This window comes from Hyunsoonleella rubra (genome assembly GCF_042684665.1).
GTDB classification, from domain to species: domain Bacteria; phylum Bacteroidota; class Bacteroidia; order Flavobacteriales; family Flavobacteriaceae; genus Jejuia; species Jejuia rubra.
Genome location: NZ_JBHULY010000026.1, coordinates 118,715 through 140,977, shown reverse-complemented (window position 1 = coordinate 140,977; position 22,263 = coordinate 118,715). Strand labels below are relative to the sequence as shown.

Genomic DNA, 22,263 nt, shown 5'->3' with positions numbered 1-22,263 from the left:
TATATGCTCTATAAATTCTTTTTTTTAATCTTAATTTGATTTACGTATGAATGTATATTTTTTAGAATCTACTAGCTTTGTGAAAAAATGAAACAGCATGAGGATATTTGCAATAGGAGACATTCACGGCGGCCTAAAAGCGTTAGTTCAACTTTTAAATAAACTGCAAATCAAGGAGGAAGACCACCTAATTTTTATGGGCGATTACGTGGATGGCTGGAGCGAATCTGCGCAGGTGGTTCAGTTTTTAATTGAACTATCCGAAAAGTTCGAATGTATCTTCATCAAAGGCAACCACGACGTTTGGTGCGAGGAGTGGTTGCGCGATGGCGATGTCAATAAAGTATGGTATATGCATGGCGGAAAGGAAACCATGGAAAGCTATGAAGGTTTTAATGATGCCCAAAAAGCAAAGCATTTAGCATTTTTTGAAAATCTAAAAATGTTCCATTTGGATGAAGAAAACCGATTGTTTCTTCATGCAGGTTTTACTTCAATGCACGGTGTGGAAAAAGAAGTGTTCAAAACCACTTTGTATTTTGACCGTACCCTTTGGGAAATGGCACTCACAATGGATAAACGCATTGAAAAGAATTCCGAACTATATCCAAAGCGCCTAACGCATTACAAGGAAATCTACATTGGGCACACACCGACTATCAACTACAAACGCTACGAGCCAATGAACGCCATAAACGTCTGGAATATCGATACGGGGGCTGCCTTTTTTGGCCCGCTTTCAGCCATAAATATTGACACGAAAGAGGTTTTTCAAAGCGATGTGGTGAAAGATTTGTATCCCGATGAAATGGGAAGAAACCGTTCTTAGGCGTTGACCAAATTTTCTTTGTAGTAACAAATCAGTTCCTGTGCCGAGGCACCCATCCTATTTTTCAAATGGATACGCCAAAAATGATATTGGGTTTTCCAAATGCCATGTTTTCGATAGCATCTTGCCGAAGTTGTTAACCATTTAGGTATGACAACAAACTGCTTTTTTTGATACAGTTTTTTAATTAAATCGTTGTCTTCGTAAATGGTGAAGTTTTCATCGTAGCCACCAATATCATAAAATAGTTTACGGGTAATGAATTGACTTTGATCACCGCCTCGGCATGCACGAAAGGGCAGGGCGGTCAACCATCCTGCCAGTTTTAACCACCAATGGTCGCTATCGAAACGCATTCTAAAACAGCCTGCTGGCTTGTCTTTTTCAACTGCTTCAACAATAAATTGGTCAAAATATTTTGGGGGATAGGAATCGGCATGCAAAAAGTAAAGTACATTGCCCGTAGCATGTTTTGCTCCGGTATTCATTTGTTTGGGGCGTCCTTTTTCGGAATGGATTAATCGGATGTCAGTTCGAGTGTAGTGCTGTTGGCGCGATGTATCGAGAACCTCGTTTTTAGTGCCATCCGTGCTACCGCCGTCAACCACAATAATTTCTAAATTAGCCACATTAATAGCATTCTCAATGAGATGATACAATACATTTTTGATGTTGTTGGCTTCATTTAAAACAGGTATGATGATGGATATTTTAATCATTCAAATCCCAATTATAATCTTTATAACGAATTTTCGCTCCTTCTGATATGGTCACTTCAGAATATTGATTCAGAAAGTCAATCAAAGAACCATTCTGCTTAAAATCCTTAGCAAACCATTGAAAGATTTTGGAAAGCTCTAATTGATCTTCCGAAATAAAATTTCTTTCGGGATCATTTAAAAACTCAGATGTCACTTTCGCTAATTGTGCTTCTAAATTAGATGCGGTAAACGCTTCATTTTGAAGTTTCGGACACGAATAAGACGCACAAACAATAGCAAAATGAATACGCGGTTCGTTCATCTTTCTTAAGATTTGATGTTCAATTTCATCCAGATTATACCATTTTTCACCCAGCTTCCAATAGCGCTGTTTCCAAGGGTTTTTAATATCTTTTATGCTTTTTATGGGGTAGTGCCGAAGGATTAAATCAATGGTCATGGCGTTGTAGGCATTGATCCAATAGACGAGTTTTTCTTGTTTGGGAGTGTTGTTGTTTGGCAAGTTTTTGTCGAGTTCTTTGATATAATTGTTCAGGCTTTTCCAATCGGATTTGAAGCCCTTATAATTCACATTTTCATGTGCCGAAACATGTTTTTGAAGTAAATCATTAAAAGTAGAATGACTAAAATTTGTAGAAACCGTGCCGTCTTTTTGACCAGATTCCTTAATAATTTCGGTTTGATTTTCGGACGCATTAACCTCCAACGAATCTATAATTTCAGCGGTATCCGTAGAGGGTGACTGTAAAGTGTCTGAGCTTATAGAGGGTTTTGGAGCGGAAGTTGAAGGTGCCTTAGCGACCGTTTTTTTACTCCCGGAACAAGACATCATAAGGCCAAGAAAAATAAAAATTAGTAGGTATTTCATTTGAAGCTCAGATTTCCAGATTAATTTGCCTCTTCATTTTGAGACATTAGTGGGTACAGTTCTTGTTTTATAAAATCCTTGGGAAAGGATTCGTCACCTCTAAAGCCCAGTTCAATATCCCTGCCGTTGTATGGGACGTAATCGGTTTTAAAAATATAATCCCAAATACTCAGGGTTAGTCCGTAGTTGACGCCAAACCTAACATGTTTTGGTAAATCTTTGGCATGGTGCCAAATATGCATTTTCGGATTATTAAAAATGTACTTGAGCACACCGTAGTCCCACCCCAGGTTGGCATGGTTTAAATGACCAACAGCAATAGCAAAAAAATAAACTAAGGACACATCTTGGGCGCTGTAGTTGGCGATGAGTGCCAAAGGAATATATAATAGGGATTTATAAACCACGGGCTCCATCCAATGGTATCGCAGATGTGCCGCGAACCCCATTTCCTTTACGGAATGGTGTACTTTATGAAAGTTCCAAAGAAAAGGAATTCGATGTAGTAGTCGATGTGTATTCCACTGCACAAAATCACTGACCAAAAAGAAAATTAACAGACCCAACCATTTTGGAAGATCATCGGAATCAAACAATTGAAAGTCGGAAAGCGTTAGTCCAATACCTGACAAGGCATCGTTTAACAGTTCGGAAGCAATATTGGAAAGGGCAATTAAAATGATAAGATTTAGCAAAAAGAAATTGAAGAACATATAAAAGGTGTCCAGCCAAAAATCCTTCCGGAAAATGGGTTGGTCCTTCCGCCAAGGAAACCATAGTTCCAAAAACCAAATCAACAGGGAAATACCGATTAAACCATAAAAATAATTGTCCCAGTGGTTTTGAAATAGTATCTCATTTTTTAGATAGTTCCAATACCCAGAATAGGAATTTTTTATGAGCTCAATATATTTGTCCAATCACAAGAATATTAATTGAATTAAAAAATTAACAACAGCCCCCACCATCATAGTGATAGGTAGATTCACTGATAAAAATGTCATTCCTACTTAAATCGGTTAAAGCTTTGGCCGTTTTGTCACAAATTGCTAAAGGTTGGTTTTTCAATAAAATATGGCCCTTTTTATCGTCCACAAATTCCTCATCGCCATAATAAATGGCAGCTTTCCCGGTAAAAATGCAGGGGCCGTCATCGGGCATAGGGTCTTTAATAGCGGCTACTTCAATAGATTCAATATAAATCAATTCGTCGGTATCGTAATGGTTTGGGCTTAATATTCTATACGGTTTTCTTGCCCTAATTTCAATCGTGCCAAAACCGGCATCTGTTAGCATTTTTATGTACTCGGCAATAGGCAAGCTACCGCTTAGGCAAAGGGCTCGTAATCTGTCGTCGTTGCGAAGGTTGTCATTCATTGGATGCTCGCAGGTGGGATCGCTCATTACTAATCGACCATGTGGTTTTAGGACACGATACATTTCGGCGATGGCCTTTTTTAAGTCTTCGGCTTTAAAAATATTGAACAGACAGTTCTGGGCGGCCACATCAATGCTGTTGTCTTCAACTGGTAAGTTTAGGGCATCCCCTTTTTTAAGCTCTACAAATTCACTTTTAAACCAATCGTTTTGCTTTTCGGCTTCTATGAAATTCTTTTTCGAGGCCTCCAGCATCTCATTTACAACATCCACACCAATTACACCTCCCTTTTGGCGATTGAAATAGGAAAACTGCAGTAATTCCATACCGCCACCAACGCCAACATAAAGCATTTTAGGGTTATTGGTCAAATCTCTGGCATGCACGGTTGAGCCACAGCCATAATTCATCTCTTGCATAATTTTCGGAATTTTCAGCCCGGGCAACTCCCAAATAGGATTAGTGGTGCAACATAAGCCTACATCAGGGGTTAAAGCGGCTTCTTTGTATACGTCGTGGGTCGTGTCTAGGTATCTGCTCATTTTTCAGTATTCAGTATTCAGTATTCAGTATTCAGTATGCAGTGTTCAGAATGCAGTGGACTGCATACTGCTACTGCCAACTGTTTACTATAAAAATTCTATTAATTCTTTGAAGAGGTTCACCATATCGGGCTCCGCTTTGGCAGCCATCGCTATGATTTCCTCAATATTTACGGGTTCCAAATTATCTGGGTCGCATTCATCCGTTAAAACTGACACGGCGGCCACTTTCAATTTTAAATGATTAGCGACTATGATTTCAGGTACCGTGCTCATTCCAACGGCATCGGCACCCATAATTTTCAACATTCTATATTCGGCACGGGTTTCCAGTTGGGGGCCAACAACGCTAACGTAGACGCCTTCGTGCAATTTGATGCCCTTGGATTTTGCAATGCTTTTAAACTTGGCATTGATGCCGACATCATAAGGCGCGCTCATATCCACAAAGCGTTCCCCGAATTGGGATACTCCTTTAAAAGCCAAAGGTGAGCTTCCTTGAAGATTGATATGATCTTCTATCAACATTAATTCCCCTTTTTTAAAATTCAAATTGATAGCACCTGCGGCATTCGAAACTAAAAGAGTTTTAATGCCCAATTGTTCCATAATCCGAACTGGATAGGTAACATCTTGCAAGCTGTAGCCTTCGTATAAATGAAAACGCCCCTGCATGACGACAACTTTTTTTCCGGCAAGCTTACCAAAAATTAATTTCCCCTTATGAAATTCTACAGTAGCCGTTGGGAAGTTGGGGATATGGTTATAACTGGCTTCTTTTAAGATTTCAATGTCATTAATTAACTGCCCAAGCCCCGTGCCTAAAATGATGCCTATTTCTGGGTTGTCAAAGCCTTTTTCCTTTAGGTAATCTACCGTTTCGTGTATAAACTTAATCATTCAATTGTTTGATTTTTTCTTGAAGTTCCACGTTCGATTTGTAAAAATCAGAAGTGATGAGGTCTTCAAATGTGTCAATGTCATTCAAGGTACCTAAAATACTAAATGTAATGCTTTTTGACTTTAATTCGTTTAAAGTTTCTTGAAGTAAAATAGACTGGCTCCAAGGTTTGTTTTCGAATACGCAATCATGGATTTTAGAGAGCCCAATCAAATAATAACCTCCGTCTATTGCTGGACCAAATACAGTTTCAGAATGCTCTAAAGCTTTTAACCCATTGTAGATATGAGAGGCATCGATATCGGGTAAATCAGAACCTATCAAAACAATTCTTTGGTAGCCATGTTCGAAACCTTTGGTAAACGCATTTTTCATTCTAACTCCGAGGTCTTCACCCTGTTGTACAAACTTTTCGAAACCGACCCATTTGGTGTCCAAAACGGCATCCGAAAAATAAATGCGCTTATCTGCTTCAACCTCGGATGTCGCCTTTTCGGTAATATCCACTAATTCTTTATAAACTTCAAAAGCACCTTGATTGCCAATGGTTTTGGCCAATCGGGTTTTTACTTTGCCAAGCTTAATGTTTTTTACAAAAACGATAACGAGATTTTTAGTCATATACCTTTATGCCTTTTTTGAGCCATTTGCTCCATGATGCCGAAAATGTATGAATCGAATCCGTGGGGATTTCTTTTGAATTTAGGACTTCCAGGTCATTGTTTTTCCATTCAAAAATACCGCCATATAAATTTAAAACATTAGTGTATCCTGCCTTTTTTAGTTTTTCGGCAATATCTTCGGAGCGGATGCCTAAAGAACAGTACACCACTATTTTAACGTTTTTATCGGGCAGTTGGTTTATTGTGTTTTCCAGATTGAAATGGTCGTAGCCTACACATATGGCATCTTTTAAATGACTGGTTTTGAATTCTTTTTCTTCCCTCGAATCCAATAGAATGACCTCGTTTTGTGTTTGATACAAAGAGTCCACTGAAATATAGGGGATGGATTCTGTGTTTTGTTGCTTCAAAAGCTTATCCAATTTCTTTTGGGAAAACCCTGCAAAAGCACTACAAATACAAAAAAGTAGTATTATGTTTTTCATCTGAAGAATTTATGCAACTGTACCCTGGCAACTACTTCCGGCACCAGCAGTGCATCCATAACAATGTTGCGAAATTACAATATTTCTACCTTCTAAAAGGTCTTCACTATAGTCTGAAATGTGTTTCACCTTGCTATTTACAGGCAATTCCAGCATTTGGTTAAAATCACAGTCGTACAAATAGCCATCCCAACTTACAGAAAGTGTGTTGGTGCACATTACATTTGCCACGGCCATGGGGTTATAGGCCTCAACCAATTGGTACATATAATCCTCGTAGTTTTCAGAAGCGATAAGGTAATCCAAAAACCTTGAAATTGGTAAATTTGTTATGGCGAAAAGGTTATGAAAATGGATATCGAAATCCTCTAAAAGCGCTTTTTTAAAGTCCTTTTCCATGGAGGTTTGATCCCCAGGTAAAAACGCACCGGAGGGATTGTACACCAAATCCAAACGTAAACTGCTGTCCGGCATACCATAGCCAACAGTATTCAACATTTTTAGTGCTTCAATGGAAGCATCAAACACCCCGTCACCACGTTGTTTATCCGTTTTTCCCCGTGTCCAATGGGGCATAGAACTAACGACATGCACATTATGTTTTTTAAAGAATTTAGGTAAGTCGTGATATTTTTTATTGGCTCGAATAATCGTCAAGTTAGAACGTACAATAAAATCTTTGATACCCGCTTTTGATGCTTCCTCCACAAACCATCGGAAATTGGGGTTCATCTCGGGTGCGCCGCCTGTTAAATCCAAGGTGTGCGCGCCAGTGTTTTTAACCACTTCCAAACATTGTTGCATGGTGTCTTTGGTCATGATTTCTTTTCTGTCGGGGCCGGCATCTACATGGCAATGGGTGCACACTTGGTTGCACATATAGCCTAGGTTGATTTGCAGGATTTCCAGTTTTTGCGCCTTGAGCGGAAATTGATTGGTTTCAGCGATTTTTGAGGCAAACTTTGGTAATTCCCCATTTTGGAAAATACCGTTTGATAGAATTTCCATTTGCCGTTTGCTATTGGCCAAAGCGCTTTCGCGTTTATGTAGCGATAGTGTTTTTAGTTTTGTCATATTATCTCTGTTCATTTTGTCTTGATACAAAACAAACCAAAAAATCATATCAATCTGAGGAAATTCCTGCCTGCCATTCGCTCTCGGAATTCCGTGCTTGAAACTTCGTTTCGCATCTGCATTCCTTCGCTCAATATTTCTGCAGATTGATGATTCCGACTGCATCGGAACTCGGGTGTTAACTTTTTTGCCAACTTATTTTTTATATCAAAGTACTTTTCAACCTTCTAAACTCTAAACTCTAAACTCTAAACTCCAAACCTGTAGGGAAAGAGTGGAGTTCCCCTCCTTGGAGGGGCTAGGGGTGGGTTGCGTTAGGGATTGAGGCATTTGTTGAAGCTCCCCGACGCAGGAGGGAGCGACTGCCGAAAGCCCGGCCCTTGTGGTAACGCCCAAAACTTACTCAATAACCCCATTCATTTTGAAAACTACTATTTTTGTGTTTGAGTAAAGTTCCTCCCCCTTGGGGAGGCTAGGAGGGGCTTCTACCCATCCAACTTATTCACCTTATTCATCATCTGTACCCCATGCACCAACGTTGCACCACTTTTTATGGCGGCACCAACATGTATGGCTTCCATCATTTCTGCTTTGGTAACACCGCGTTGCAAACCGTCCTTGGTATAGGCATCGATACAATAGGGGCATTGCTCGGTATGCGCAACCGCTAAGGCAATCAATGATTTTTCTCTGGCGGTAAGTGCGCCTTCCTCGAACACTTTGCCGTAATATTCAAAAAATTTAGTGCCTAGTTCCTCGCTCCATTCAGTGATGTTCCCAAATTTTCGGAGGTCTGCGGGATCGTAATATGTCTTTTGCATTTTAAAATTTTAGCTGTAAATATAAGCATCTAGTGGTTATGTCGATAAAATTAACTGGACTTAACAGAATTTAGAAATATTTAGTATCACTTAAATTTTTCGTAGAAACGAAAAAAGTATATCTTGTAATTTCCTTAAAATTTAGGGTGAATGTTTAACTTTCATCCCTCTAACTAACAAACTAAAATAAGTGTACTACATAGGATATGATTTGGGGAGCTCTTCGGTAAAAGTAGCCATTGTGAATGCCGAAACAGGGGCAAGCGTCATTACTCTCAATGAACCGGTAAACGAAATGGAAATTGTGGCGCCACAACAAAACTGGGCGGAACAAGACCCAAATTTGTGGTGGAATTATGTGTGTATTGGCACGAAACGGGCCGTAAAAGAGAGTGGTATCGATGCTTCCAAAATTGCAGGAATAGGTATTTCTTATCAGATGCACGGGTTGGTCGTGGTTGATGCTGACGGTGAACCGTTGAGAAACTCCATCATCTGGTGCGATAGTCGTGCCGTGGATATTGGAGATACTGCTTTTGAAGCTTTAGGAGAGGGTGCTTGTATGCAAAAATTATTGAACTCCCCCGGCAATTTTACGGCATCCAAATTAAAGTGGGTTCTAGATAATGAACCGGATGTTTATGCTAAAATTCACAAGTATATGTTGCCAGGGGACTTTATTGCTCTTAGGCTATCCGGTGATATCAATACCACTAAAAATGGGCTTTCTGAAGGTATACTTTGGGATTATAAAGCCGACACCGTTGCTGACTGGCTATTGGAATACTACGGCATTGACAAGAGTTTAACACCAGAAATAGTTGAAAATTTTAGCGATCAATGTCGTGTCAACAGTTCTGGAGCAAAAGCCACAGGATTACCAGAGGGTATTCCTATTGTTTACAGAGCGGGTGACCAGCCCAACAATGCTCTGTCGCTAAATGTATTCAATCATGGCGAAGTAGCGGCAACCGGTGGTACATCTGGAGTGGTGTACGCCGTAACCGATGTGCTAAAGTCCCAAGAGCCGTCGAGGATTAACCACTTTGCCCATGTCAATTATGGCGAAAATTCTAAGACTTTAGGAAAACTGCTTTGTATCAACGGTGCAGGGATTCAATACCGTTGGCTCAAGGATAACTTGGCTTCCAATTCTTATGAGGAAATGAATGCCAAGGCAGATGTTATCCCCGTTGGGTCAGAGGGTGTTTGCGTAATTCCGTATGGTAATGGAGCAGAGCGTATGTTCAACAACAAAATACTGGGAACCCACATTTGTAATTTGAACTTAAACACGCATAGCGAAGGTCATTTATGTCGTGCGGCACTGGAGGGCATTGCCTTCTCCTTTGTCTATGGCATGGATATTTTAAAAGCTGATAATGCCGAAATCAAAGTCATAAGGGCAGGCAATGACAACCTGTTCCGTTCAGAAATATTTTCAAAAACCGTGGCTACTTTAATCGGACACGATATTGAAATTTATAATACCACGGGTGCCGTGGGTGCGGCCCGAGCGGTAGGTTTGACCGATGGCGATTTCAAAAAATTTGGCGAACACATCTCGGCAAACGACCATGTGATGACCTACAAACCCTTGGGCAACAAAAAACCCTACGAAACAGCATATCAAAACTGGAAAAAGCAATTGGAATTGATTTTGAATAATTAGGGCGTTACCCTATGGGTCGGGCTTTCGGCAGTCGCTTTTTTGTGTTGCATAGGTGCAACAACACAAAAAGAGCTTCAATCCCGATAGCTATCGGGATCTCAATCCCTAACGCAAGTACAGAACAAATAAACATATCAACGCATAAACATTAATAAAATGGCAATTTTAGGAGACAAAGAATACTTTAAAGGAATCGGCGAGATTAAATTCGAAGGCAAAGATTCCGACAACCCATTAGCATTTAAGTACTACAACCCAGAGCAAGTGGTTGCTGGTAAAGCCATGCGCGAGCATTTTAGGTTTGCCATAGCGTATTGGCATACCTTCTGTGGACAAGGGGCAGACCCATTTGGGCCTGGAACCCAAAATTTTGAATGGGACCAATCTAATGACCCCATTCAGGCTGCAAAGGATAAAGCCGATGCCGCCTTTGAGTTCATCAGTAAAATGGGTTTTGATTATTTCTGTTTTCACGATTTCGATTTGGTAGCGGAAGGGGCAACATTATCGGAGTCGGAACAGAGGCTGGAAACCATTACGGACTATATTAAAGGGAAAAAGGTTGAATCTGGTACTAAACTGCTTTGGGGAACAGCCAACTGTTTTTCAAACCCAAGATATATGAACGGTGCATCTACTAATCCTGAATTTAACGTAGTAGCCAGAGCAGGAGCACAGGTGAAACTGGCTTTGGACGCTACCATTAAATTGGACGGTGAGAACTACGTGTTTTGGGGCGGTCGTGAAGGCTACATGTCCCTATTAAATACGGATATGGGGCGCGAACTCGATCACATGGCGCAGTTTTTAACTATGGCGAGGGATTATGCCAGGGCGCAAGGCTTTAAGGGTACGTTCTTTATAGAGCCAAAACCTATGGAACCTATGAAGCACCAATACGATTTTGATGCCGCTACAGCAATTGGTTTCCTTCAAAATTATGGATTGGAAAAGGATTTCAAAATGAATATCGAGGTAAACCATGCGACGTTAGCGCAACATACCTTTCAGCATGAATTAGAAGTATCGGCGAAAGCGGGTATGTTAGGAAGTATCGATGCCAACCGCGGCGATTACCAAAATGGCTGGGATACCGATCAGTTCCCGAATAACATTCAAGAAACCACAGAGGCCATGCTGGTCTTCTTAAAAGCAGGTGGCTTACAAGGCGGTGGCGTTAATTTTGATGCTAAAATCAGAAGGAATTCTACTGACTTGGAAGATATCTTTTTAGCACATATTGGTGGAGCGGATACCTTTGCAAGAGCGTTGATTACTGCCGATAAAATCATATCATCTTCGGCCTACGACAAGTTAAGAGAGCAGCGTTATGCGTCATTTGATTCTGGAGACGGAAAGGCTTTTGAAACAGGAAAATTGGATTTTAGTGACCTGTACAAAATAGCCCAGCAAAATGGTGAACTAGAATTAAAGAGTGGTAAGCAGGAATTATTTGAGAATATAATTAATCAGTATATTTAAGCACTTGATGCATTAGTTTATCGCATTTAAAGTCCCTGAAGAAAAATTACAAACATTTAAAAACATATTATTTTGGAAACAGAAGAACAAGTAAATAAATTATATGTCATTGGACTTACCATAGTTGCTACTTTGGGAGGTTTTCTTTTTGGATTTGATAGTGGTGTTATAAACGGTACTGTAAAAGGACTCGAAATTGCTTTCGAAGCGCAAAATATTGGCAGTGGATTCAATGTAGCATCCATGTTGTTAGGATGCGCTGTGGGTGCGTTTTTTGCAGGTAAATTGGCCGACTTATATGGTAGAAGATCCATGCTTATCGTAGCCTCCATTTTGTTTATCATCTCGGCTTGGGGTTCTGGAATTTCTATGTCCTCAGTAGAGTTTATAGTTTATAGGATTCTTGGAGGTTTAGGTGTGGGTGCGGCTTCGGTAATGGCACCGGCATATATTAGCGAGATTGCCCCGGCAAAATACAGGGGTGCTTTGGCTACCACTCAGCAAATTGCGATTATCGCAGGTTTGTTTTTTTCGTTTTTGAGTAATTATAAACTAGCCGATATTTCAGGGTCTTCCCTAAACCCGTTTTGGTGGGATTATGAAACATGGCGTTGGATGTTTTGGGTTGAATTAATTCCAGCTACTATTTTCTTCGTTTCGTTATTATTTATTCCTGAAAGCCCTCGTTATCTAGTTGCGAAAAGACACAAGGAAAAAGCTCAGAAAGTCCTTAGTAAACTTTATGGTTCGCTAATGGGAGAGCGAAAAGTTGAGGAGATAGATGCTTCATTATCTTCAGACCATCACAAACCGCGATTTTCAGACTTATATGATAAAACCCTTGGACGTATAAAACCGATTGTATGGGTAGGGATTGGACTTGCCGCATTTCAACAATTTGTTGGTATCAATGTGGTGTTTTATTACGGTGCTGTGCTCTGGCAAGCGGTGGGGTTTGATGAAGGCGATTCATTATTGATTAATGTTATTTCTGGTGCCTTGAGTATTGCTGGCGTTGTGTTATCCTTATTCTTGGTTGACAAAATAGGTAGAAAGCCGATACTAATGATTGGTTCTATAGGAATGAGTGTTACATTGGCTTTGGTGGTATATGCGTTTTCTACTGGCGCACTCGAGATTAATCCAACTACGGGGGAGGAAACATTACAATTAAGTGACGCTATGGGTATTCTTGCGCTAATAGCGGCTAATGCCTATGTGATGCTGTTTAACTTCTCATGGGGGCCTGTAATGTGGGTAATGCTCGGTGAAATGTTCCCAAATCAAATCAGGGGTCTGGGACTGGCAATTGCAGGACTATCCCAATGGATTGCGAATTTTATTGTAACATTAACCTTTCCTATGTTACTCGGTTCAATGGGCTTGGCCTTTGCCTATAGTCTATATACTTTGGGCGCTATACTTTCTATATATTTTGTATTCAAAAAAGTGCCTGAGACCAAAGGCAAAACCTTGGAGGAAATGGAAAGTATTTGGAAAAGCTAGGAAAACAATATTTAAAATATTTTTTAGTGGCGGCAGGTGGCTTTGGCAACTGCCGTCACTTTTTTATGAAAGTTTTTTCGGGGGATTCTCGTTAAACTTTTCTCGTGCTTTCGCGCTCTATAAAACTTGTTTTCACCACTTTTGTAATGCTAGGCTTGTTCTGATCCTCGTTTTCAATCCGATCTATCAAAATGCTTGCTGCGGTTTCCCCTATATGTTTACCATGTTGGCTAATGGCGGAAATGGAAGGGGTCAAATGTTGTAAAATTTTGCCATTGGTAAAACAGGCAATGGACATTTCTTCAGGAATCCGGTATTTCATGTGTTTTACAATGCGAAGTGCATTTATAACTGCGCTTTCTTCCAGGCATAACAAACCGTCTATGGTTTTATCCGACAGCACAATTTTTAAGGCAGTATCAAAATCTTCAAATCTCCCCAAGCGTATAATGAGTTTTTCCTCAACCGGAATGTTGTGTTTTTCTAAGGCAGTTTTATAGCCCTCCACCCTTAGTTTGCCCACACTTAAATTATCAATTACTGAAACCAACGCTATGCGCTTGCAACCTGTTTTTAGCAAGTGTTCGGTGGCTTCAAAAGCACCCACTTTGTCGTTTACAATCACTTTGTCACAATCGATTTTATCTGAAACTCTATCAAACATCACCATTGGTACCCCTTCATTAATGGCATTTCTTAAATGGGAATATTGCTGTTTTATTTGGGTCTCTTCAGCCAAGGATATAATTATCCCGTCAAGCGTATCGCTTTTTAGTAATTCCAAGGTTTTTACTTCTTTTTCATAAGATTCATTGGAAATACAGGAAATCAAATGGTAGCCATGTTTATTAGCTGTAGCCTCAATGCCAACAAATACCTTTGCAAAAAAACTGTTCATAATATTTGGGATAATAACCCCAATGGTTTTTGTTTTTTTGCTTAATAAACTGAGGTCAATGCTTTTTGACTTATAGTTGTGCTCCCTGGCATAAGCCACAATTTTTTCCTTGGTGCTGGTACTGATTTCATAGCTATCGCTCAAAGCTTTGGACACCGTGGCAATGGAGACGCCAAACGTATCGGCAATATGTTTAAGGGTAATGCGTTTGGGCATTGTTTTTTAGGCTTACTTGTTTATTCTCTAAAGTAGTTCAGATAAATGACAAAAACAAAAAATCCCGTAAACATTGAAGTTTCGGGATTTTTTTGTGGTACCTCCAGGAATCGAACCAGGGACACAAGGATTTTCAGTCCTTTGCTCTACCAACTGAGCTAAGGTACCTCGCCAAAGCGGATGCAAATATATATGCATTTTTATTATTTGCCAAAATAAAAATAATAAAAAGTACCCGATTTTTTATCGCAACAATTATAAATTTTTTAAGATATTAATTAATGTGGTTTTGTAGATTTACGCTTTTCATATGGGGATGAATTTAGTTATTGATGTAGGGAATACTTATGTAAAGCTGGCGGTTTTTGAAAAGGACGAGATCGTTTTTAAAACAATCACTAGACTTGCAGAGGTTGTAGACGAAGTGATGGCTTTGAACAGCAGGTATTCGAAGTTAAAAAAAGGTATCGTTTCCTCGGTTGGCAGGTTAAGTAAGACCCAAGTTAAGTCCATCAAAAAGACTATAGATCTTTTAGAGCTTTCCCATACCACCAAAGTGCCTTTCAAAAATAAATATGATACCCCCAAAACCTTGGGTATCGATAGAATTGCTCTAGTCAGTGCATCCGTATTACATTACCCGGATAGTAACGTGCTGATTATAGATGCCGGTACGTGTATCACTTATGATTTTATCATGGATAAAAATGAATATCTCGGTGGCGCCATTTCACCCGGTATCAGAATGCGCTATAAATCACTAAATAATTTTACCGCAAATTTACCGTTTTTAGAGACAGAAGCTTCATCCAATATTATTGGGACTTCCACCAGCAGTTCAATACATTCAGGAGTGGTAAACGGTGTTGTAAATGAAATAGATGGCTTTATAAAAGCGTATCTCGAAAAATATTCGGATTTAACAGTTATTTTAACAGGAGGGGATGCTAATTTCTTGTCAGAACAATTAAAAAGTAGCATATTTGCCAACTCAAATTTTCTGTTGGAGGGTTTAAATTATATTTTGGAATTCAATTCAAACTAATGATAAAAAAACTTTTAGTAGTTTTTATTGCTGTATTTAGTATTTCATCTTTTGCGCAAGAAGGCATTGCCTCACCTTATTCGTTTTATGGCATTGGTAGTTTAAAATTTAAGGGCACGGTGGAAAACCGCAGTATGGGAGGTTTGAGTATTTATACCGATAGTATCCATGTGAATCTTAGAAACCCTGCGTCCTTCACTGGACCGAATTTGGCCAGTTTTAATAATGAAAACCGCCCTGTTAAATATACCATTGGAGGAAGCTATGCTTCGTCAACCTTAAAAAGTAGCTCGGGCGAAGCCAATGTATCCTCAGCATCGGTAGATTACTTGGCAATGGCCGTACCTATCGGGAAATTTGGTTTTGGCTTTGGGCTTCTGCCTTACACAGCCGTGGGCTATAAGCTGGAAACCTTGAACGATGAAGGCCAAACCAAAAATCGTTTAAATGGAGAAGGAGGTTTAAATAAAGTGTTTGCAGGCTTGGCTTACTCGGTTACGGATGAGTTAAGCATCGGTGTCGACCTTAACTATAACTTTGGAAACATTAGAAATAGCGCTATCGAATTTCGTTTCGATAGTGATGGGGTGCCATTGAACCTGCAGTCTCGCGAAAACAACCGTTCGGACTTAAGCGGTTTAAATGTAAATCTGGGGCTGTCATATAAAAAGATGCTCAAAAACAATTTGGAGCTGGTAACGGGTGCTACATATACGCCCGAAAGTAAACTAACGTCCCAAAACCTACGTTCGTTTTCAACGGTAAGTATAGGTACTGCCGGAAGAGAATTTACTACTGCTACCGTTGATGTGGATCTGGAAGATAGCGGTTTGCAGGAGACAGATTTAGTATTGCCCTCTAAATTTTCTATAGGTGCAGGGATCGGAAAACCCTTAAAGTGGTTTGTGGGTGCTGAGTATGCTTTCCAGAAAACCAGTAACTTTGCCAACCCCTTATACGACGATGTGGCAACCGAAACTAGTTACGAGGATGGATCTACGTTCTCGTTTGGAGGGTTTTATATTCCCAAGTACAATTCGTTTTCTAGTTATCTCAAGCGAATAGTGTACAGGGCTGGTTTCAGAACTGAAAGAACGGGCTTGGTTATCGAAAATAACTTGGGAAAAGAGTCTATAAACGAGTTTGGCATATCTTTTGGAGTAGGTGTTCCGGTTGGGGAATTTGGCTCCAACGCCAATCTAGGATTTGAAATTGGTAGGCGAGGAACGACTAACAGTAATTTAATACAAGAGAATTTTATAAATTTTCAGATTAGCTTATCTTTGAACGATAGATGGTTTCAAAAGCGAAAATATGACTAACAGCATAATTTAATTATCATGAAAACAAGAATTACATTATTTTTCACACTTTTATTTGCAGGCTTAGGCTTAGGATTTGCGCAGGATGAAGAGTGTATGACTAAGCTTTCTGTATTCCACGAATATACAAAGGCAAAAAACTTCAATGAGGCATATGAGCCTTGGATGGCGGTAAGAAATAAATGCCCTAAGTTTAATAATGCCATTTATATTGATGGTGAAAAAATTCTAGACCATAAAATTGAAAATTCTTCTGGGGCAGAAAAAAAGGCCTTTATGGAAGACTTGCTTTTGCTATGGGAACAACGAGCTGAGCACTTCACAAGCAAAACGCCGAAAGGGGAATATATGGCCAAGGCATGTCAGCTAATGTATGATAATAGAGATATTTTAGGCAAAACAGACGAGGAGCTTTATGAGTGTTTTGATAATGCCTACCATATGGATAAAAGCACCTTTACAAACCCTAAAAGCTTATACACCTATTTTTCTTTGATGGTAGATTTATACGATGCTGGAAAGAAGCCACCAAAGGATTTGTTTAATAAATATGATGACGTAGTTGAAAAAGTGGAAGGCGAAGTTCAGAACTACTCTGAAAAATTGAACAAACTAGTAGCTAAAGAAGAAGGTGTAGATGGGCAAGAAGGAGTTGCCCTATCCAAAAAAGAGAAAAGCTATAAGAGATATTTTGAAAGCTATTTAAAGGCGTATGACCAAATTTCTGGTAGTATTGATGGAAAGCTTGGAGACAGAGCAAATTGTGAAAATTTGATACCTCTTTACACAAAAGACTTTGAAGCCCATAGGGCTGATGCAGTTTGGTTAAAACGTGCTGCTGGAAAAATGTCCGAAAAAGAGTGTACCGATGATCCGCTATTCTTCAAGTTGGTAAATGCTTATCATGAAATCAGCCCATCTGCAAATTCTGCATTCTACCTGGGAATATTGAAGGATAAAGATGGGGATACAAGAGGAGCTATCGACTTTTACAAGCAAGCTATTAGTTTGGAAACAGACGACTTTAAGAAGTCAAAATTGAACTACAGAATTGGTTTGAAATTGAAATCAAAAGGGAATTACGGAGCTGCTAGGGGTTTCTTCAGAGAGGCCTTAAAGTTGAACCCATCTAATGGTCGTCCACATTTATCTATTGCAACAATGTACGCCTCTAGTGCTAAAAACTGTGGGGATACTAACTTTAATAAAAGAGCAGTGTACTGGTTAGCAGCTCAAGAAGCTAGAAAAGCTTCTCGTGTAGACCCAACTTTAAAGAAAGCGGCGGCGCAGTCTGCGGCAAATTATGAAGCAAAAGCACCTCAAAGAGCTGAAATTTTTACAGCTGGTAATGCAGGACAAACTATTAAAATTGGTTGTTGGATAGGGGCTTCAGTACAAGTGCCTAATCTTTAGTGCGAAAACTTAATATAAATAATATTTTAACCATAGTCATGGCAATTTCCATGACTATGGTTTTTTCATGTAAAAACAACTTCAAAGAAGTTCAGAAAATCGGTATTTCGGAAAACGAGCCTATTGGCGAGGCTGAAAATATTCACTTGAAATATACAGATTCTGGAAAGGTAAAAGTTATACTGAAAAGCGATAAAATGTTGGATTTTACAAATCGCAATTTTCCTTACAGGGAATTTACGGAAGGAATATTTTTGGAGCTATTCGGTGAGGGGGGTGAAAGGAATGTTATAATTTCAGACTATGCTGTATTGTACTTAAAAACAGATTTGATAGATTTACAGGGCAACGTTAAAATTGCTATGCATAGTAAGGATACGCTTTTTGCCCAACAACTGTATTTTGATCAAGGTAAGGAATGGCTGTTCACAAACAAACCCGTTACATTTCGAACGGGTCAGGATTTGATTCACGGTAATGGTTTTGATTCTAACAGAGATTTTACAAATGCAGAGGTGCTGGAAATCACGGGGATTATCACTTTGGATGAGTAAACAATCGTCCGGTTTTCATTCAGTTAAACACTTCAATTTTGACTATCTTTGCATACATTTTATGTCCAAATGATGAAATACACCAAGTTTTTTCAATACGCTTATTTGATATTTGCCATCCTGTTTTTATACGATGCCATTTCGAAATATTCGGATAACGGCGAAATTGCCTATGCTTCTATTTTGTTGGCGGCTACGGCAATATTCATGTTCTTTTTCCGAAGAAGATTCAATAAAAAGTTCGATAACAAAGATCAATAAATGACGCTGTCCGCTGTTATTATTGTATTATCACTAATTCTTTCTGCGTTTTTTTCGGGTATGGAAATCGCTTATGTGTCCTCCAATAAAATCCATATTGAAATTGAAAAGAAACAAGAAGGCATTTTGGCAAATGTGCTAACTAGATTGACTGCCAAGCCTTCAAAATTCATTACCACAATGCTTATCGGGAACAATATAGCATTGGTGGTTTACGGGTTTTTTATGGGTGATGTCTTGGTCAATTGGTTTCAATCCATGTTGCCGTCGGATTCGGCCTTTGTTAACTATATGTTTACGGATTTAAGCCTGCTTTCGCAAACGATAATTTCAACCTTTGTCATCTTGATAACTGCGGAGTTTTTGCCCAAAGTGTTTTTCCAGATTTATGCCAATTCATTAGTGAAAATACTGGCTATTCCGGCTTTTATATTTTATGCATTGTTCACATGGGTTTCAGATTTTGTGATTTGGATTTCGGATATGGTGCTAAAGTATTTCTTTAAGACCGAAGGCGATAATATCCAGATCGCATTTAGCAAAGTAGAATTAGGCAATTATATAAGCGAGCAGATGGAGTCGGTGGAGGAACACGACGAGGTAGATTCCGAAATCCAGATATTTCAAAATGCTTTGGAGTTTGCTGAGGTAAAGGCCCGCGAGGTGATGGTGCCCCGTACTGAGATTATTGCAGTAGACATCAACGATACTATTAAATCTCTGAGTGCTTTGTTTACTGAAACAGGCTGTTCTAAAATTTTGGTGTACAAAGATTCCATTGATGATATTTTGGGCTATGTCCATTCTTTTGAACTCTTCAAAAAACCTAAAACCATCAAGTCTATTTTGATGCCAGTGGAGTTTGTGCCAGGCACTGTTCTAATTAGCGATGTGCTGAATATTTTGATTAAAAAGCGCAAAAGTATCGCTGTGGTTTTGGATGAATATGGTGGCACGTCAGGCATTATGACTGTTGAGGATATTGTGGAAGAATTGTTTGGCGAAATTGAGGACGAACACGACACAGCTGTGCTGAAAGAAGATCAGGTGGATGAGCAAACCTATGTGTTTTCTGCCCGTTTGGAAGTGGACTACCTCAATGAAACCTATAAAATCAATCTTCCTGAGGACGAAGCATACGAAACTTTGGGGGGCTTTATCGTGAACCATACCGAAGAAATCCCCGAGCAAGGTGCGGTAATTGACATTGAATCTTTGCAGTTTACAGTTTTGGAAGTATCAAATACCAAAATCGATCTAGTGGAGCTCAAAATTATGGAGTCGGATTAACGAATACCCCCAGCATCGCTTTTTAGTCTAATTAAACCTGATTTCCCCTTTTATTATTAAACAGAAAATGGTATTTTCGCGCACGATATTTTTGTCAACCCCCCAAAGTTAAAGTCCTTTAGGGATTTTGTTTTACCGGTGTCAAGGCAAATTTGCATAACAAAAAACCAACAATAAAAGGTTAAAATTTAAAGACAACCCCATGGCAGTTTTAAATAAAATTAGACAGCGTTCATTAATTCTGATTTTGGTCATTGCATTGGCCTTATTTTCATTCGTATTGGCGGATTTGTTCCGTAATAGTGATGCTCTTTCCGCAAGATCTCAGGATACAGTGGCTACCATTAACGATATAGAAGTAAAGCGCGATGACTTTTTGCAAAAAGTGGAAATTTTGCAACGCCAAATGGGACCAAACGCTACCAATACACAAGTAATGAACCGGGTATGGAACCAAGAACTGCGCGAGGCTGTTTTTAAAACGCAATATGAAAAATTGGGCATAACTGTAGAGCAAGATCAAATGCGCGATTTGTTGAAAACGCCACTCTCCGCCAATCCGGAATTTCAAAATGAGGCAGGTTTGTTTGACGAAAATAAGATGAATGAATTCATTGCCAACTTAAAGGAAATCGCACCACAACCAGGTTTTTTGGGTGGTCGTCCAATTACCTATTCCGATTGGGTAACCTATGAAAAGCAATTGGCTAATAGAGCTTTAGAGCAAAACTATTTCAACTTGGTAAAAGCTGGTTTAGTTGGTACTCTTGCTGAAGGTGAATTGGACCATAAAATGGAGGGTAATTTGGTGGACATCAAATATGTTCAAATCCCATATTCTTCAATTGTGGACAGCACTATCAGTGTTAGTAAATCTGATATCAAGGCATACATTAATGAGCACTCAAGTGAGTTTGAAGTAGAGGCTTCCCGCGATATCAAATATGTTGAATTTAAGGAAGAGGCTACAATTGAGGATGAAAATGCAATTAAAGCCATTTTGGAGAAATATAAAAACGGAACTGTTGAATACAATAACGGAAGAACGGATTCCATAAAGCCTTTTGCCGAGGTTACCGAGCACGAAAGTTATGTTAATTTGATTGGTGATTCGGATGAGAAATTCAATGATGGTTTCGTGTTTAAATCAAGTTTACCAGCTTCAGTGGCAGATAGTATTTACAATTTGAAACAAGGTGATGTTTTTGGGCCTTACAAGGACAATGGTATGTTTAAGTTAACCAAGCTTATTGAAACCAAAAATCTTCCAGATTCGGCTAAAGTGAGACATATTTTGGTCCCTTTTATTGGAGCACAAAGTGCTGGCCCGGATGTTAAGAGAACTGAAGACCAAGCAAAAGCGTTGGCGGATAGTTTACTATCGGTTATTAAGCGAGATAAATCCAAGTTTCCAGAATTGGTTACTGAGTTTTCTTCGGACCAAGGAAGTGTTGCTAATGAAGGCCGTTATGATTGGCACCCTTACGGACAGATGGTTCCGGAATTCAACGCTTTTGAGTTCGAAGGCAAGGTTGGTGATATTGGAGTGGTGAAGACTATTTTTGGATTCCATGTAATTGAGGTTGAAGGCCAAAGCGACAAGAAGAAGGCCGTTAAAGTTGGTACTATTGCCAGAAAAATTGAGCCATCGGAGACAACCATTAATGCCATTTTTAGGGATGCTTCCAATTTTGAAATCAAAGCTGGCGAGGGTGATTTTGAAGCTGTGGCTAAAGAAAATAATTACACCATTCGCCCAGTAAACGGTGTAAAGGCTTTGGATGAGAATATTCCAGGAATCGGTACTCAAAGACCAATAGTGCGTTGGGCATTTGAAGAAGATACTAAGGTTGGTGATGTAAAGCGTTTCACGACTTCAAACGGTTATGCTATTGCGCAATTGGTGGCTGTAAACGAGGAAGGCTTAATGTCTGTTGAAGATGCTTCGGCAACGGTATTACCAAAAATAAGAAAAGAGAGAAAGGCAGCTTTAATTAAAGAGCGCGTGTCAGCCTCTACTTTAGATGATGTGGCTTCTGCAGAAAACACATCGGTTAGAACTGCATCTGCAATAAACATGAAAAACCCAACCATTTCAGGGGCTGGAAGAGAACCAGTAGTTGTTGGAGCCGCCTTTGCATTGGATGAAGGGGAGACTTCTGGACTCATTGAAGGCGAAAAGGGTGTGTATATGGTTGAGGTGACCAAGAAAACATCGGCTGTAGAGTTGGATAACTATCAAGCGGCAGCCAATAGGATTGAGCAACAAAAATCTGGAGCTGTAAACTCGAAGCTCTACAATGCACTAAAAGATGCCGCAGATATTGAGGATAATCGAGCGAAGTTGCAGATTCAATAGTG

Annotated in this window: 21 protein-coding genes and 1 tRNA gene; 11 read left to right on the top strand and 11 right to left on the bottom strand. The window is 39.5% G+C overall.

What is annotated here, in order from left to right:
- Positions 1 to 97 precede the first annotated feature (97 nt).
- A complete protein-coding gene (locus ACFSR8_RS12100) occupies positions 98 to 829 on the top strand; it encodes a metallophosphoesterase family protein (protein WP_380292377.1) in 732 nt (243 codons plus the stop codon).
- Here ACFSR8_RS12100 and ACFSR8_RS12095 read toward each other — a convergent pair.
- The 9 genes from ACFSR8_RS12095 to ACFSR8_RS12055 all read right to left on the bottom strand — a co-directional run bounded on the left by ACFSR8_RS12095 (position 826) and on the right by ACFSR8_RS12055 (position 8,243).
- Entirely contained in the window at positions 826 to 1,548 is a 723-nt protein-coding gene (locus tag ACFSR8_RS12095) for a TIGR04283 family arsenosugar biosynthesis glycosyltransferase (protein ID WP_380292375.1), read from the bottom strand. The genes ACFSR8_RS12100 and ACFSR8_RS12095 overlap by 4 nt on opposite strands.
- Positions 1,541 to 2,419, bottom strand: coding sequence for a DUF547 domain-containing protein (locus tag ACFSR8_RS12090; protein ID WP_380292373.1), 879 nt, complete (start codon positions 2,417 to 2,419; stop codon positions 1,541 to 1,543). Before ACFSR8_RS12090 ends, ACFSR8_RS12095 begins: the two co-directional genes overlap by 8 nt.
- Positions 2,420 to 2,439: 20 nt before the next feature.
- Positions 2,440 to 3,339, bottom strand: a complete 900-nt coding sequence (locus ACFSR8_RS12085; RefSeq protein ID WP_380292371.1) for a sterol desaturase family protein — start codon at positions 3,337 to 3,339, stop codon at positions 2,440 to 2,442.
- Between the two features lie 28 nt (positions 3,340 to 3,367).
- Positions 3,368 to 4,339 carry an arsenosugar biosynthesis arsenite methyltransferase ArsM gene (arsM, locus tag ACFSR8_RS12080; protein WP_380292369.1) on the bottom strand — a complete coding sequence of 324 codons (972 nt, stop codon included), beginning with the start codon at positions 4,337 to 4,339 and terminating at the stop codon, positions 3,368 to 3,370.
- Between the two features lie 87 nt (positions 4,340 to 4,426).
- Positions 4,427 to 5,239 (bottom strand): purine-nucleoside phosphorylase, encoded by an 813-nt coding sequence (locus ACFSR8_RS12075; protein ID WP_380292367.1) that lies wholly within the window; start codon positions 5,237 to 5,239, stop codon positions 4,427 to 4,429.
- Complete coding sequence (locus tag ACFSR8_RS12070; protein ID WP_380292365.1) at positions 5,232 to 5,861, bottom strand: TIGR04282 family arsenosugar biosynthesis glycosyltransferase; 630 nt, start codon at positions 5,859 to 5,861, stop codon at positions 5,232 to 5,234. The genes ACFSR8_RS12075 and ACFSR8_RS12070 overlap by 8 nt, the downstream gene beginning before the upstream one ends.
- Positions 5,854 to 6,348, bottom strand: a complete 495-nt coding sequence (locus ACFSR8_RS12065; RefSeq protein WP_380292363.1) for a rhodanese-like domain-containing protein — start codon at positions 6,346 to 6,348, stop codon at positions 5,854 to 5,856. Before ACFSR8_RS12065 ends, ACFSR8_RS12070 begins: the two co-directional genes overlap by 8 nt.
- A 9-nt stretch (positions 6,349 to 6,357) precedes the next feature.
- Positions 6,358 to 7,422, bottom strand: coding sequence for an arsenosugar biosynthesis radical SAM (seleno)protein ArsS (gene arsS, locus ACFSR8_RS12060; protein ID WP_380292478.1), 1,065 nt, complete (start codon positions 7,420 to 7,422; stop codon positions 6,358 to 6,360).
- A gap of 485 nt (positions 7,423 to 7,907) precedes the next feature.
- Positions 7,908 to 8,243, bottom strand: coding sequence for an arsenosugar biosynthesis-associated peroxidase-like protein (locus tag ACFSR8_RS12055; RefSeq protein ID WP_186558132.1), 336 nt, complete (start codon positions 8,241 to 8,243; stop codon positions 7,908 to 7,910).
- A 190-nt stretch (positions 8,244 to 8,433) separates the two neighbouring features.
- Here ACFSR8_RS12055 and ACFSR8_RS12050 point away from each other — a divergent pair, with 190 nt between their 5' ends.
- The 3 genes from ACFSR8_RS12050 (at position 8,434) to ACFSR8_RS12040 (ending at position 12,903) form a co-directional block, all read left to right on the top strand.
- Positions 8,434 to 9,915, top strand: coding sequence for a xylulokinase (locus tag ACFSR8_RS12050; RefSeq protein ID WP_380292361.1), 1,482 nt, complete (start codon positions 8,434 to 8,436; stop codon positions 9,913 to 9,915).
- 156 nt (positions 9,916 to 10,071) lie between these two features.
- Positions 10,072 to 11,397 (top strand): xylose isomerase, encoded by a 1,326-nt coding sequence (gene xylA / locus ACFSR8_RS12045; protein WP_380292359.1) that lies wholly within the window; start codon positions 10,072 to 10,074, stop codon positions 11,395 to 11,397.
- A gap of 72 nt (positions 11,398 to 11,469) precedes the next feature.
- Complete coding sequence (locus ACFSR8_RS12040) at positions 11,470 to 12,903, top strand: sugar porter family MFS transporter (RefSeq protein WP_380292357.1); 1,434 nt, start codon at positions 11,470 to 11,472, stop codon at positions 12,901 to 12,903.
- A gap of 91 nt (positions 12,904 to 12,994) precedes the next feature.
- Here the strand turns inward: ACFSR8_RS12040 and ACFSR8_RS12035 are convergent, their stop codons facing one another.
- Both ACFSR8_RS12035 and ACFSR8_RS12030 read right to left on the bottom strand, forming a co-directional pair.
- Positions 12,995 to 14,017, bottom strand: a complete 1,023-nt coding sequence (locus ACFSR8_RS12035) for a LacI family DNA-binding transcriptional regulator (RefSeq protein ID WP_380292355.1) — start codon at positions 14,015 to 14,017, stop codon at positions 12,995 to 12,997.
- Positions 14,018 to 14,112: 95 nt separating this feature from the next.
- Positions 14,113 to 14,185, bottom strand: a tRNA-Phe gene (locus ACFSR8_RS12030).
- A 148-nt stretch (positions 14,186 to 14,333) separates the two neighbouring features.
- Between ACFSR8_RS12030 and ACFSR8_RS12025 the strand changes: the two genes are divergently transcribed.
- The 7 genes from ACFSR8_RS12025 (at position 14,334) to ACFSR8_RS11995 (ending at position 22,261) form a co-directional block, all read left to right on the top strand.
- Positions 14,334 to 15,062 carry a type III pantothenate kinase gene (locus ACFSR8_RS12025; RefSeq protein ID WP_380292353.1) on the top strand — a complete coding sequence of 243 codons (729 nt, stop codon included), beginning with the start codon at positions 14,334 to 14,336 and terminating at the stop codon, positions 15,060 to 15,062.
- The gene (locus ACFSR8_RS12020; protein ID WP_380292351.1) at positions 15,062 to 16,384 is read left to right on the top strand and encodes an outer membrane protein transport protein; all 1,323 of its coding nucleotides are present in this window, start codon (positions 15,062 to 15,064) and stop codon (positions 16,382 to 16,384) included. Before ACFSR8_RS12025 ends, ACFSR8_RS12020 begins: the two co-directional genes overlap by 1 nt.
- 18 nt (positions 16,385 to 16,402) lie before the next feature.
- Positions 16,403 to 17,797 carry a hypothetical protein gene (locus ACFSR8_RS12015; protein ID WP_380292349.1) on the top strand — a complete coding sequence of 465 codons (1,395 nt, stop codon included), beginning with the start codon at positions 16,403 to 16,405 and terminating at the stop codon, positions 17,795 to 17,797.
- Positions 17,797 to 18,351 carry an LPS export ABC transporter periplasmic protein LptC gene (gene lptC, locus ACFSR8_RS12010; protein ID WP_380292347.1) on the top strand — a complete coding sequence of 185 codons (555 nt, stop codon included), beginning with the start codon at positions 17,797 to 17,799 and terminating at the stop codon, positions 18,349 to 18,351. The genes ACFSR8_RS12015 and lptC overlap by 1 nt, the downstream gene beginning before the upstream one ends.
- 69 nt (positions 18,352 to 18,420) lie before the next feature.
- Positions 18,421 to 18,612, top strand: coding sequence for a hypothetical protein (locus ACFSR8_RS12005; protein WP_380292345.1), 192 nt, complete (start codon positions 18,421 to 18,423; stop codon positions 18,610 to 18,612).
- Positions 18,613 to 19,902: a hemolysin family protein gene (locus ACFSR8_RS12000; RefSeq protein WP_380292343.1), complete on the top strand. Its 1,290-nt coding sequence runs from the start codon at positions 18,613 to 18,615 to the stop codon at positions 19,900 to 19,902.
- Positions 19,903 to 20,104: 202 nt separating this feature from the next.
- Positions 20,105 to 22,261 (top strand): peptidylprolyl isomerase, encoded by a 2,157-nt coding sequence (locus tag ACFSR8_RS11995; protein ID WP_380292341.1) that lies wholly within the window; start codon positions 20,105 to 20,107, stop codon positions 22,259 to 22,261.
- Positions 22,262 to 22,263: the final 2 nt, after the last annotated feature.

Excerpts from the sequence above, each read along its gene's own strand:
- ACFSR8_RS12075 (WP_380292367.1), bottom strand. The coding sequence starts at position 5,239 with ATGATTAAGTTTATACACGAAACGGTAGATTACCTAAAGGAAAAAGGC.
- ACFSR8_RS12070 (WP_380292365.1), bottom strand. The coding sequence starts at position 5,861 with ATGACTAAAAATCTCGTTATCGTTTTTGTAAAAAACATTAAGCTTGGC.
- ACFSR8_RS12100 (WP_380292377.1), top strand. The coding sequence starts at position 98 with ATGAGGATATTTGCAATAGGAGACATTCACGGCGGCCTAAAAGCGTTA.
- ACFSR8_RS12020 (WP_380292351.1), top strand. The coding sequence starts at position 15,062 with ATGATAAAAAAACTTTTAGTAGTTTTTATTGCTGTATTTAGTATTTCA.
- arsM (WP_380292369.1), bottom strand. The coding sequence starts at position 4,339 with ATGAGCAGATACCTAGACACGACCCACGACGTATACAAAGAAGCCGCT.
- ACFSR8_RS12000 (WP_380292343.1), top strand. The coding sequence starts at position 18,613 with ATGACGCTGTCCGCTGTTATTATTGTATTATCACTAATTCTTTCTGCG.
- ACFSR8_RS12035 (WP_380292355.1), bottom strand. The coding sequence starts at position 14,017 with ATGCCCAAACGCATTACCCTTAAACATATTGCCGATACGTTTGGCGTC.
- ACFSR8_RS12015 (WP_380292349.1), top strand. The coding sequence starts at position 16,403 with ATGAAAACAAGAATTACATTATTTTTCACACTTTTATTTGCAGGCTTA.
- ACFSR8_RS12095 (WP_380292375.1), bottom strand. The coding sequence starts at position 1,548 with ATGATTAAAATATCCATCATCATACCTGTTTTAAATGAAGCCAACAAC.
- arsS (WP_380292478.1), bottom strand. The coding sequence starts at position 7,422 with ATGACAAAACTAAAAACACTATCGCTACATAAACGCGAAAGCGCTTTG.
- ACFSR8_RS12025 (WP_380292353.1), top strand. The coding sequence starts at position 14,334 with ATGAATTTAGTTATTGATGTAGGGAATACTTATGTAAAGCTGGCGGTT.
- ACFSR8_RS11995 (WP_380292341.1), top strand. The coding sequence starts at position 20,105 with ATGGCAGTTTTAAATAAAATTAGACAGCGTTCATTAATTCTGATTTTG.
- ACFSR8_RS12065 (WP_380292363.1), bottom strand. The coding sequence starts at position 6,348 with ATGAAAAACATAATACTACTTTTTTGTATTTGTAGTGCTTTTGCAGGG.
- ACFSR8_RS12005 (WP_380292345.1), top strand. The coding sequence starts at position 18,421 with ATGATGAAATACACCAAGTTTTTTCAATACGCTTATTTGATATTTGCC.
- ACFSR8_RS12090 (WP_380292373.1), bottom strand. The coding sequence starts at position 2,419 with ATGAAATACCTACTAATTTTTATTTTTCTTGGCCTTATGATGTCTTGT.
- ACFSR8_RS12055 (WP_186558132.1), bottom strand. The coding sequence starts at position 8,243 with ATGCAAAAGACATATTACGATCCCGCAGACCTCCGAAAATTTGGGAAC.
- xylA (WP_380292359.1), top strand. The coding sequence starts at position 10,072 with ATGGCAATTTTAGGAGACAAAGAATACTTTAAAGGAATCGGCGAGATT.